Annotated in this window: 11 protein-coding genes; all 11 read right to left on the reverse strand. The window is 32.5% G+C overall.

The window, feature by feature from the left end; all coding sequences use genetic code 11:
- Nucleotides 1-16: 16 nt before the first annotated feature.
- The 11 genes from prmA to RH81_RS01850 all read right to left on the reverse strand — a co-directional run bounded on the left by prmA (nucleotide 17) and on the right by RH81_RS01850 (nucleotide 12,553).
- Nucleotides 17-853, reverse strand: coding sequence for a 50S ribosomal protein L11 methyltransferase (gene prmA, locus RH81_RS01800; protein ID WP_033956685.1), 837 nt, complete (start codon nucleotides 851-853; stop codon nucleotides 17-19).
- A gap of 37 nt (nucleotides 854-890) precedes the next feature.
- Nucleotides 891-1,529 (reverse strand): response regulator, encoded by a 639-nt coding sequence (locus tag RH81_RS01805; protein WP_033956686.1) that lies wholly within the window; start codon nucleotides 1,527-1,529, stop codon nucleotides 891-893.
- The gene (locus RH81_RS01810) at nucleotides 1,516-3,465 is read right to left on the reverse strand and encodes a tetratricopeptide repeat protein (protein WP_033956687.1); all 1,950 of its coding nucleotides are present in this window, start codon (nucleotides 3,463-3,465) and stop codon (nucleotides 1,516-1,518) included. The genes RH81_RS01805 and RH81_RS01810 overlap by 14 nt, the downstream gene beginning before the upstream one ends.
- 37 nt (nucleotides 3,466-3,502) lie before the next feature.
- Nucleotides 3,503-6,640, reverse strand: coding sequence for a tail fiber domain-containing protein (locus tag RH81_RS01815; RefSeq protein ID WP_033956694.1), 3,138 nt, complete (start codon nucleotides 6,638-6,640; stop codon nucleotides 3,503-3,505).
- A complete protein-coding gene (locus RH81_RS01820; RefSeq protein ID WP_033956696.1) occupies nucleotides 6,640-7,671 on the reverse strand; it encodes a LamG-like jellyroll fold domain-containing protein in 1,032 nt (343 codons plus the stop codon). Before RH81_RS01820 ends, RH81_RS01815 begins: the two co-directional genes overlap by 1 nt.
- A gap of 122 nt (nucleotides 7,672-7,793) precedes the next feature.
- Nucleotides 7,794-8,402 carry an outer membrane beta-barrel protein gene (locus RH81_RS01825; RefSeq protein ID WP_033956697.1) on the reverse strand — a complete coding sequence of 203 codons (609 nt, stop codon included), beginning with the start codon at nucleotides 8,400-8,402 and terminating at the stop codon, nucleotides 7,794-7,796.
- Nucleotides 8,403-8,528: 126 nt separating this feature from the next.
- Entirely contained in the window at nucleotides 8,529-9,278 is a 750-nt protein-coding gene (gene tpiA / locus RH81_RS01830) for a triose-phosphate isomerase (protein ID WP_033956698.1), read from the reverse strand.
- Between the two features lie 38 nt (nucleotides 9,279-9,316).
- Nucleotides 9,317-9,805, reverse strand: a complete 489-nt coding sequence (locus tag RH81_RS01835; protein WP_033956699.1) for a TlpA family protein disulfide reductase — start codon at nucleotides 9,803-9,805, stop codon at nucleotides 9,317-9,319.
- Between the two features lie 5 nt (nucleotides 9,806-9,810).
- Nucleotides 9,811-10,887: an ABC transporter permease gene (locus RH81_RS01840; RefSeq protein ID WP_033956702.1), complete on the reverse strand. Its 1,077-nt coding sequence runs from the start codon at nucleotides 10,885-10,887 to the stop codon at nucleotides 9,811-9,813.
- A gap of 17 nt (nucleotides 10,888-10,904) precedes the next feature.
- Nucleotides 10,905-11,999 (reverse strand): BT_3928 family protein, encoded by a 1,095-nt coding sequence (locus RH81_RS01845; protein WP_033956704.1) that lies wholly within the window; start codon nucleotides 11,997-11,999, stop codon nucleotides 10,905-10,907.
- A 17-nt stretch (nucleotides 12,000-12,016) separates the two neighbouring features.
- Nucleotides 12,017-12,553, reverse strand: coding sequence for a DUF1599 domain-containing protein (locus RH81_RS01850; RefSeq protein ID WP_033956705.1), 537 nt, complete (start codon nucleotides 12,551-12,553; stop codon nucleotides 12,017-12,019).
- Nucleotides 12,554-12,611 lie beyond the last annotated feature (58 nt).

A 12,611-nucleotide genomic window follows, 5' to 3' on the forward strand; every position in this document is an offset into this window, starting at 1 on the left:
TAGATAAATTTAAAGATTATTTTTCAAACTTTAAAGCTACCCAGTTATTTCTTTCTAATGTTTCAACGTGTTTTAAACCATATTTATTACACTCAGCTTCTATAATTGGGATATCTTCATTATAAAAACCACTTAAGAACATAATTCCATTGGCATTCAATGTGTCTGTGTAGGTTTTCAAATCGTTAAGCAGAATATTTCTATTAATATTCGCAATTACAATATCATAATGCCTTCCAGGCAATAAATTAGCATCACCTTCTACAACGGTAATATGTTTAGCGTTGTTTCGTTCAACATTTTCAAGACTGTTTAGATAACACCAATTATCATAATCGATAGCATCAATAGGCTTTGCTCCTTTCATTTCAGCTAGAATTGCTAGAACACCTGTTCCGCAACCCATATCTAAAACCGATTTATCAACAAACTCATTCTTTAAAATGTGCTGAATCATCATATGTGTGGTTTCATGGTGACCAGTACCAAAACTCATTTTTGGCTCAATGATAATATCGAAATCGGTATTGGGTTTATCATGAAAAGGTGCGCGAACTGAGCATTTATCATCGACTATAATCGGATTGAAATTTTTCTCCCATTCTTCATTCCAATTGGTTTGCTCAATCTCATCAGAAGTATACGTGATTTCAAACTCTTCAGATTTCAGAATTTGAATGTCTTCAAGAATGGTTTCATTGTATTCTTCTTTTTGAATGTAAGCTGTTACTCCTTCTTCAGTCTCTACAAAACTTTCAAAACCTGCGTAACCCAATTCTGCAATTAGAATTTCTACACCTGGTTGAAGTGGTTTCACTTTGAAATAATATCCTAAATATATAGTATTTGACATAGAACCTGTTTAGGTTGCAAAGATACATGTCTAAATATTAAAGCAATTGTTTTTCGATGGCAATCTTAATAATACCAACGCTATTTTTCGCACCTAGTTTACTCATAATATTCATACGATGCGTTTCTACTGTTTTAGGACTAATGAATAGTTTTTCTGAGATTTCTAGCGTAGTTAACTCTTCCGAAATTGCTAGCAACACATCGTGCTCTCTTCTTGTAAGTTTAGGGAGTAAGCCATTATTTGTTGCCTTTTTTGAAGTTTGATTGTATAGTCTTTTTTGAATATCTTTTTGTAAATAAACATCTCCAGAAAGGACTGTTTTTAAGGCTTCGACAAGTTCTAATTTATCTGTATTTTTTAACAAATATCCATGCACGCCATTTTTAAGCATTCGTTTTACAAAAGTGATATCTTCATAATTTGTAAGTGCAATAATCTTTAATTCAGGATGTGTTTTAAGTAATTGTTTACTCAAATCGATACCATTAATGTCCGGCAAATTAATATCTAAAAACAACACATCTGGAAGGTTTAAATCTAAACCTTTGATTGTTTCTTCACCATTCTCATATTCTCCAATAATTTTGATTTCAGGAGTGTTTTCTAATAAAGAAACAATGCCTTTAAGCACCATAACATGATCGTCTGTAATGGCAATTTTAGTTGTGGTCATTTAATTTATTTATATCCATTTCAATTGTATACGATGTTCCATCTTCATTTGATAACACATCCATAGTTGCTTGTAAATAATCGACTCTAGATTGTATGTTTTTTAATCCAATTCCATTCGACTTAACAGTCTTTGGGTCGAATCCTATTCCGTTATCTTCTACCGATAAAGATAAATGATTCTCACGACAACTTATCTGAACATTAATTTCATCTGCTTCTGCATGTTTAATACTATTTGAAACCAATTCTTGAATGATTCTAAAAACATTAATTTCTGGACTTTTAGAAATACTAAAAGAATCTCCCAAATGTTGAAACACAATTTCTTGGGTATGCATTTCATTTAAATTAAAACAATACTCTTCTGATGCTTCAATCAAGTTAAAATTTTCTAACGAAGGCGGCACCAAGTTATGTGAAATTGCTCTTACTTGTTCACAAGAGCTATCAATCATGGTAATAGCTTCCTTGATGACTTTATTATTCATTTCTAATAACGTAGACAACTTATATTTTATGGCAGATAAATCACCATTAACGCCATCGTGCAATTCTTTTGCAATACGCAAACGTTCTTTCTCCTCGCCTTCTATTAACGATTCTAACGATTTGATTTGATACTCTCGTTTTAAGGTTAAAAGTTCTTGGCTTTTACGTTTTTGTTTTTGTTGAAATACTAACCACGTTAATAAAGAAGCAACTAATAAAAATAGTGCAATTCCTGACATGTAAATTAATTGATTGTTTTTTTGTTGAATTTCATCATCTTGTTGTTTCAACTCTAATTGTTGTTCTACAATTTCTTTATTTTTCTTTTCGGTTTCAAACTGTTTTTGAAGCAAGTTTATGGACTTGATATTTTCTTCATTTAAAATCGAATCTTTAGCAGTAATAAATTTAGACTGAAAATCGAATGCTTTCCTATAATTCTGGTTTTTAAAATATGAATTAGACAATCCTGAATAAATGTTTTTAGCGTGATGCAGATCATTCGAGTTTTCAACTAAGTCTAATCCTTTGTTATAATAGATTAGAGCCTCAGTTGTTTTATTATTTTCTTCATAAAAATTTCCAAGATCATGGTAAAAAGCTGTTAGCGAGTAACTATAGCCTACTTTCTCTAATAAAGGTTTTGCTTTTAAGTAATAATTTAAAGCCAGTTTAGGATCTGAAGACAAATAGGTTCTTCCTAGCATATAATATGAATTTCCAATTTCAGAATCCTCATTAACCTCCTGAGCTATAGCTAAAGATTTAATAGCATACTCACGAGATTTTAAGGTGTCTTTTTTTCTGAGCGTTATTTCAGCAATATTTCTTAGAGACATTGATTGATTGCGTTTTTTGTGTTTAAGGATAAAAATGGAATTTGCCATTTGGTAATTTAATATGGCTTCATCATGACGATCCATTTCTCCATAAATATTTGCAATACTATTGTAGGTAGATGCCATTGCAAACGAATCTTTTTTATGCTCAAAAATATCTAATATCTCAAAGTAGGTTTTTAAGCTATTTTCATAATCTCCAAGTTTACTATGTATTATTCCAACCTGAAATAAAGCATAGGCTTTACTAGTTGAATCCTTTTCAAAATATTTAATATTCTTAGCTAAATGATCCAATGCTTTGTCATAGTTTCCACTTACACGTTCTAACAAACCATACATGAAATGACAATTGGCTTCTTTATCTTTAAATCCAGAAATCTTTGAATAATGCATCGAACTATCCACAAACTGTTTACTCAGTTCTAAATCATTTAACCTTTGAAGCGCATAAAGAGATTCTTTATAAAAACGCTGAGCTCTTAAACTATCAGAACTGGACTTTTTTATTTCTACTGAAATACTGTCCTTATAAGTTTCATGTGTTTGAGCTTTTACAGAAAAAAAAGTAAAAACAAATGCAAAAAATAGAATAAATAGTTTCAAAATATAATTGATTTATGCCCTAATTTAATTAATAATCTTAGTCTTGCCTTAAAAGCGCCTTAATTTCTTCAATTTCTAGCCTAATAGTCTTTAACTCTTCTTTTTGAGCTTCTATAATGTCTTGTTGCTCTTGCATTGCCTTTACAAGTGGCACAACAAACTCTGAATAGCGTAAAGCATAAGTGCCATCACTATTGTAAGGCTTAACAATTCCATGAAAATCGAAACCAACTTCATTGGCTGCAGCTTCTACTTCTTGAGCAATAAAACCAGTTTGTACTTCTAGTGCTTTCAACTTTTCAGCATCTTTTAGACGTAAACTATCTGGTGTTTTCTCAAAACGAGCAATGGCATTCATATCTAAGTTATAACTTACAGGACGTAGTTTTTTTATAAAATCTAAACCTGCAATATCTTCTTTAATGTTGGTTTTTAATCGTCCATCTGAAAAATTAGACCAATTAGCAGAGCCACCAATTACAGAAACACTTGCATTACCTAATCTTACTTGATTAGGCGAGTTCGGTTCTGCATCATAACCCAATGCTGTAATGTTGTCGAATACTGCATTTGATGAAGCCGCTGAAACACCTATAGCTGTATTAGTATCTACAGCTGTACAATTTGATAAAGCACTTGAACCAATTGCTACGTTATAATCTCCAGTAATATTATTTTGTAATGCTTTAAAACCTATAGCAACATTAGTATTACCAGAGTTATTATAAAACATAGATTGATAACCAATGGATACATTATTACTACCACTAGTGTTAGTTACTAAGGTACGATTCCCGACAGCAGTATTGCCAGTACCAGATGCATTATTAAAGAGTGAAACATAGCCAACTGCTGTATTTGAGCTACTTGTATTTAGTTCCAACGCTTTATATCCTACTGCTGTATTTTCACTTCCTATGGAAACTGTAGTAAGTGAATTATATCCTACCGCAGTATTCTTGTTATCTGAACTATTATCATTTGCTCCTGCTGCAATACCTAAAAAAATAGAGGACCCATTATTTGTGCCATCATCATCCGATTTACCATCGCTTAAATCATTGATCTTTTGAACACTACTTACTGAAACCCAACTTGTAGTACTGTTTTTCCAATAATAAAAAGTATTGTCTGTAGTTAAAAACAAAAGCATTCCATTTTGATCTGCTGTTGGATTAATCGCAGGAAAAGCATCCACTCTAGGAATTAAAATTCCATCTGTATTTGAAGGTATTGCACTATTGGTTGCTTCAATATCCAACAAAGCAGTCGGAGAAATATCATTAATACCTACTCTTCCATCTTTTAACCAAGTCATACGAATACCTTCATTTCCCGCAAATGTTCTAGACCATAAATACAGCTTATCAGGACTCCCATCATACTCAAACTCAAAACCATAATCACCACTTCCTCCACTTTCAAATAATTTTAAAGAAGATTTATTTCCGAAGGGAGTTTTTACAGTAATACTTGCATCTGCAGATTTTTCTACTTCAAGATCTCCGTTTACTCTCAATAAATCATTATCAAATTCTCCGTAGATTAAAGGAGTCGTCGTGAGAGAGCTTTCAATATGTAATCTATTGCTATTGGCTTCCCAATAACCTGCATAAGCTCCTAAAAACACATTATTACTTGCGTTATTAAGAGCACCTGCAGCATGTCCAACAGCAACATTATAATGGGAATCAATATTATTACTTAACGCATTAAATCCAACTGCCGTATTACCTCTCCCACTTAAATTACCTTGCATAGATGAAGCTCCAATAGCTGTATTAAAATATCCTGTGGTATTATTTTTCATTGAAAAATAACCAATACCAACATTTTTATTATTAGTCTGGTCATCATTTAAACCTGCATCTACTCCTAAGAATATAGAGGAACCATCATCTGTACCATCGTCATCAGATTTTCCATCTGTTAAATCATTAATTGATTGAGAACCACTTGTATTTATTGAAATCCAACTTGTGGTACTGTTTCTCCAAAAATAAAAGGTGTTATCTGTGGTTAAAAAGGCAAGCATCCCGTTTTGGTCTGCTGTTGGGTTTGAGGCAGGAAAAGTATCAATTCTAGGAATTAAAATTCCATCTGTATTTGTAGGTGTTGCACTATTAGTTGCTTCAATATCTAACAAAGCCATTGGAAAAATATCATTAATACCTACTTTTCCATTCTTTAACCATGTCATACGTATGCCTTCATTTCCAGCAAAAGTTCTTGACCATAGGTGAAACTTATCTGAATCCCCATCATACTGAAACTCAAAACCATAATCTCCACTACCACCACTTTCAAATAATTTTAAAGAAGATGTCTCTCCAAAAGGCGTTTTTACTGTGATATTAGCATCTGTAGTTTTTTCAACTTCAAAATCACCGTTAACTCGTAATAAATCATTATCAAACTCTCCATAGATTAAGGGAGTCGCTGAACTAGAATTTTCTATATACAATCGATTACTATTACCTTCGGAATAACCAGCTTGATAACCAACAAAAACACTACCTTCTTTACTGTCATAATTTAATGCTCCAGTTTCAGAACCTAAAAACACGTTATTACTCCCGTTTGTGTATTTTCCGGCATTATATCCAACTGCTGTATTATTATTAGCATCATAATTATCAATCAAACTATTTCCACCTATTGCAACATTATTACTTCCAGATTCATTAAAATACATGGAATATAAACCAAAAGATGAATTATTGGAACCAGATATATTCTCTTTCATTGTTTCAAATCCTATTCCAACATTTCCGTTATTTGTTCCATCATCATTTAGACCTGCATCTTTTCCTAAAAATATTGAGGAGCCGTTATCTGTTCCATCGTTATCAGATTTTCCATCTATTAAATCATCAATCTTCTCAATCGTAGTTCCTGAAAACGGTTTCCATGACGTGGTTATATTATCCCAATAATAAAAACCTTTTGTTACGCTTCCAGTTCCTGTAGCAAACACCAAAATACCATCTTGAGCTGCTGTTGGGTTAACCGAAGGATATTCATCAATTTTAGGGATCAAAATACCATCTGTATTTGCTGGTGTTGCCTGATTAGACGATTGTATATCTAATGATGCATTAGGCGAAGTGGTATTAATACCTACTTGACTAAAACATATTAATGGCAAAAAAAACAATAGGATTAAAGCTCTCATTACTTCTTAAGTATTTGACCAGATTTTAAAATTGAATTATGACTGCTAATTGTGTACAAATACATTCCGTGAAACAACATAGAAACATCTAAATTGGTTTCTATAAGCAATTCTAAATTGCTAACAACAACTCTTCCTGTTAAGTCAATTACTGAAAGCCTTAAATCTTGATGATTATTGAGTAATTGCTCATCAATTTTAAATGTAACACTGTTCATTGCGGGATTAGGAAATGGAGTAATCTTTTCTACAAGACTGAAATCATTTATACTCAAACCATCAGAACATTTTCCTAAAGCACCTGCATTATAAATACCTTGTATTTCGGCTTCAGATAAAGCACGATTATAAACGCCTACCTCATCAACTTCACCTGCAAAAAAATAACTATAATCATTTGCCGAAGTTGTAGGATTATGGTATTGAGCTCCAATGGTTAAAGGTAATCCTACTGAGATTTCAGGAGAATCCGTGAAACTTTCCCAACCAAACTCAAAACCATCAGCATAAAGAATATGCATGTTTCCTTGTCGTACATAGGCATAATGATGCCATTGCCAATCTTCAAAAGTTGGTCCTAGTTTTTCTATATATACACCTGAAGAATCTTTAAATAAAAATTTTGCAGTAGCATTTTCAAAACGCATCAAAAATACTGCAGGTTCATTATTTGGAACATCACCTGCACCTTTACAAATTACAGTTTGTATTTCGTTATCAAACCCAGTTTGTCTCACCCATAACTCTACTGTAACATCTCCAGACAAATCTAAATCAGCACTATGAGGTACAACGACTACATCGTCTATACCATCAAATTGAAAAGCAATATTTACTACGCCAGAAACATAACTAACACCATTCTGTTCCATGCCGTTATTATTACTATAAAGATCATTTGCATTATTTTCGGCTTGCCACCAGCTTACCATATCAGCAGGAGGTGCTGTACATTGTCCTAATACATTTACGCTATAAAGCAACAGACTGTACATTAATATTACTACCGAAAAAAAGTTTTGCGTTTTCATTTTTAAATACTTTTAAATTAACTAGTTGCAAGTTAAGTTGAGCATCTAAAAAAAAAGTAAGGGCATTCCTTGATATATTAAAAATCAGGGAATACCCTTAGATATTCATTCTATGTGATTATTTACTTTCCGAAATTATAAGCAACACCAAACTGAATATTATTGATTTTTATGTAGTTATCGCTATCTCCATCTTCAAGTAAATTGGTTAGTCCCCAATCATATCGTCCTTCCAAAGAAAACTTATCTGAAATATTATAGGACAAGCCAAAATCTATTGCAAGATTGAACGCCTTAGTGTTTTGAGAAGGGTCTAATAAAAAGCCGAAATTTGGTCCAGCAACAGCACTAAGATTATCAACTATATTATACTTTAATAGTACTGGCATTTGTATTTGGTTAAAGTCTTTTACGACTACAAACCTTACCTCTGGCAATAACTCTAATGACTCTGACAATGAAATATCACTAAGCGCTAAGCCCAAATAAAAACCAGTTTCATTACTTGTGCTTTCAATTGTTTTCGATGACGATGACAGCGCTTCATCACTAAAAGCGTTTCTAGTAACAACTGGGTCTGTTGGATCACCATCTGTTGGTGGATCAATTTCACCATCTACTTTAAATTTAACTTGCATTAAATTCACTCCTCCCGTTATTTTAATTGTTTGACTATAAGCAATTGTTGACATTAAAACTATTGCTAATACTGTGTTTACTACATTTTTCATTTTTAAATCCTTTTAAATTAACTAGTTGCAAGTTAAATTGAGCATCTAAAAAAAAAGTAAGGGCATTCCTTGATTTATTAAAAATCAAGGAATACCCTTAGATATTCGATAAGAAATCTTGTCTAACTAAAATGCATTCACAATCGCATAGAAATCTTCAGCTTTTAAAGCTGCACCACCAATTAATCCACCATCTACATCTGGCTTAGAGAAAATCTCTTTTGCGTTTCCTGGTTTTACACTTCCTCCATAAAGAATCGTCATGTCATCAGCAATTGTATGACCATATTTGCTTTCTAAAGTTTTTCTAATAAAAGCATGCATGTCTTGTGCTTGCTCTGGACTTGCTGTTTCACCTGTACCAATTGCCCAAACAGGCTCATAAGCTAAAACAATATTTTTATAAGCTGAAGCGTCTAAATGAAATAGCGCTTTCTTTATTTGGCTTTCAACGACAGCTTCTTCGTTTCCAGATTTACGATCTGAAAGTTCCTCTCCAAAACAGAAAACAATACGCATATCATGTTCTAAAGCTGCATCTACTTTTTGTGCTAAAGATTCATCTGTTTCATTGAAATATGCACGACGCTCACTATGTCCTAAAATAACGGTTTGTATTCCGATACTTTTTAGCATCGATGCACTCACCTCTCCTGTATAAGCTCCGTTTTCTGCAAAGTGCATATTTTGAGCAACCACTTCAATATCATCTTGTCTTGTTGATTGAAAGGCATGCCACAAGTTTGTAAATGTTGGCGCAATCATGACCTCAGCATTTGAAGTTTTAGTTTGCTGTTTTAATTCTGAAATTAGAGTTTCTGTTTGAATTAAACCATTATTCATTTTCCAGTTTCCTGCTACGATATTTTTTCTCATGTCGTTGCCTGCTTAAGCAGGTATATTTTAAGTTATACTTATTTTAATGTTTGTCTGATTAAAGGATCATCAGCTTCAATTGCATCAAATAATTCGATATGTCCATCTGAATCGACTATCATATATCGTGGAATCCAATCTATATCCACAAATTCTCCTAAAAGACCTTTTGTTCCTTTAGTCATGAAGTAATGCTCGCCTTCAATATTATACTTTTTGATTGTACGTTTCCATGTATCTAAATCCCTGTCAGCAGATAAAAACAGATATACAGCATTCGGTTTTTCGGCTTGTAAAGCCTCTAATTCAGGTAAGCCAACTATACAATCTCTACACCAACTTGCCCAAACATCAATAACAATTTGTTTTCCTTTATGTGCAGATAAGATATCTTTAAATGCCACTGAATCACCTTTTAAACTGACATATTGTTCGTTTAAAACATCTTCTGAAAACTGAGTTCGAATCTCTTTTGAACAGCTTACAAATAAAAGACTACATATAAGAAAATAGGTTATTGATTTCATAGTGTTTATTCTAATTTCACTTTTGGATCAAGCCATCCATAAATGATATCTACAAAGATATTGATAATGATAAACAAAAGAGCAATAACTAGAACAGAACCCATAATAACAGGTAAATCTAAGGTGTTCAATGCATTTACGATTTCTTTTCCCAAACCATTCCAGCCAAAGATATATTCTACAAATACGGCTCCTGCCAACATTGAAGCAAACCATCCTGATATCGCAGTAACTACTGGATTTAAAGCGTTTTTTACGGCATGTCGTGTTATAATCTGAAACTCAGTTAAACCCTTTGCTCTTGCCGTTCTAATATAATCTTGATTAAAAACTTCTAATAATGAGTTTCGCATTAACTGAATAACCACTGCCAAAGGACGAATACCTAAAACAATTGCTGGCAAAATTAAATTCTTCCATTTGATATTCATTTTTTCGCCAAAATCATCAAGTTCATACAAACTCCCAGTCATTTCCAGGTTAGTATATTCATGTAAGATGTATCCAAAAAACCAAGCAAATAAAATCGCACTAAAAAACGATGGTATACTCATACCAAGCGTACTAAATATTTGTATGGTTTTATCTAACCATCTGTCTTTATATAAAGCAGAAATAATACCAAGAAAAATTCCTAAAATAATTGCGATAAATATTGCAGACACTGCAAGAACCGCAGTATTGGGTAACGTTTCTCCAATCACCTGAGATACTTTTTTTCCCTGTTTAGTAAAGGATTCTCTTAAATATGGAAATTTAAAAACGGTAGTTGTATTACCAATAGTAAACAATTGACTTGCGCTATATTTTCCGTCTCTTAAATAGGTGTAGTTTTCAGAATTGGTAGAATGAAATGACAAAGGTGACACATCATTGAGGTAATACATATATTGCGTTGAAATTGACTTATCAAAGCCATACTTAGCTCTTACAGCAGCAATTTGATCGCTATCTTCATTCTGACCTAGCATCATTTGTGCAGGATCTCCAGGTAACACATTAAATAAAAAGAAAATAACCGTTACCACTCCAAATAATGTGAGTATCGCGTAAAAGGTTTTATTTAGGATGTATCTAATCAGATGGTATATGTTAGTTGTTAAAACTCTAAATCATCAATATCGTTCCAATGTGCTTTTTGAGTTACTTTTCCTTTTTCAAAAACTACAACTCCAGGATTTGCACGAACAATAGTTTTTAAAACTTTCTCATCACAGAGATAGAATTCAGCATCTAAGTCATAAGCGTCTTGAATTTCTTTTTTCTTATCTGTACCAGAAGCCGTTAAACCTATTACAGTATATCCTTTTTTCTTAGCTTCGTCAGCCATAGCTTTCATTTTCGCTAAGCCATCAGCTTCAGCTTTATCTAAATTGTAGGATACAATCATGACTAATTTTTCAGTCTCTAAAAACTGCTGTGTTAAATCTTCATCTTCAGATTCTATAGAGAAATCTTGGATTTTAGGAACATCACCTTCTTGAACCGTTATCGTTTCTACACCAATAATCTTATCGTAAGTTTTTGGACCACGACCCCGATCTGTAATTACATTTTCTTTGCCATCTAATGTATAAGTCCAATTATAATCTATAATAGCATCCTTAGCATCAGCCGGCAATTTCATGTTTTCCTGAAGGTTATCACCAATCTTATATGCTCTAAAATCAAACAATGGTAAATGCATCAATACATGGTATCCAAACCAAAGGCAAACGATAAAACTCAATAAAGCACTAACGGTTAGACCGAATTTACTTAACATGGGCTTTATATGTTTCTGACCAACAAATAGAATCAGAATAAAAAACAATAAAATCAAATCTTTACCAAAGGATTGCCATGGTGTCAATTTTAAGAAATCGCCAAAACATCCACAATCTTTCACCTTATCAAAATAGGCTGCATAGAAGGTTAAAAATGTGAAGAATACAATCATTCCCAATAAACTCCAAACTGTAAATTTTGGTTTATAACCTATCAATAAAAACACACCCAAAATCACTTCAAAAACAACAACAAATATTGAAAGTCCTAAAGCATATGGTATAAATACCGGAAGATCTAGAACGTCGTAACTAAAATATTCTTGAAGCTTATATGAAAATCCTAATGGATCATTCAGTTTAATAAATCCTGAAAAAATAAAAAGTGCTCCGACAAAAATTCGGCTAATATTTACGATAAACTTCATAAACTTCGTTTTGATTATTATTCACTTAAATGAATCATTGCAAACACCGAGTAATTAATCATATCTTGGTAATTGGCATCGATACCTTCACTTACTATTGTTTGTCCTGCATTGTCTTCAATTTGCTTTACACGCAGTAATTTTTGTATAATTAAATCGGTTAAACTACTCACTCTCATATCTCTCCAAGCCTCACCATAATCATGATTTTTATCCATCATTAACTGTTTGGTAATTGCAATTTTATCATCATAAAGCACTGTTGCTTCATCTACAGATAAATCTGGTTGTTCAACCACACCTTTGTCTAATTGAACTAAAGCCATAGTGCAATAATTGATAATCCCGATAAATTCACTTACTTCACCTTCGTCAACCTTACGAACGCTATTTTGTTGTAATCCTCTTATGCGTTGCGCTTTGATAAAAATCTGATCTGTTAACGATGGTAATCTTAAAATGCGCCATGCACTTCCGTAATCTTTCATTTTGTTAATGAAAAGACTTCTGCATTGCGTGATGACATCATCATATTGTTTTGAAGTATCTTGCATTTAAAACATTTAATTTTCCGTAAATTTCGCATAAATTAATCAGATTTAAAAACTTTAA

This window comes from Psychroserpens jangbogonensis, assembly GCF_000797465.1.
GTDB lineage: Bacteria > Bacteroidota > Bacteroidia > Flavobacteriales > Flavobacteriaceae > Psychroserpens > Psychroserpens jangbogonensis.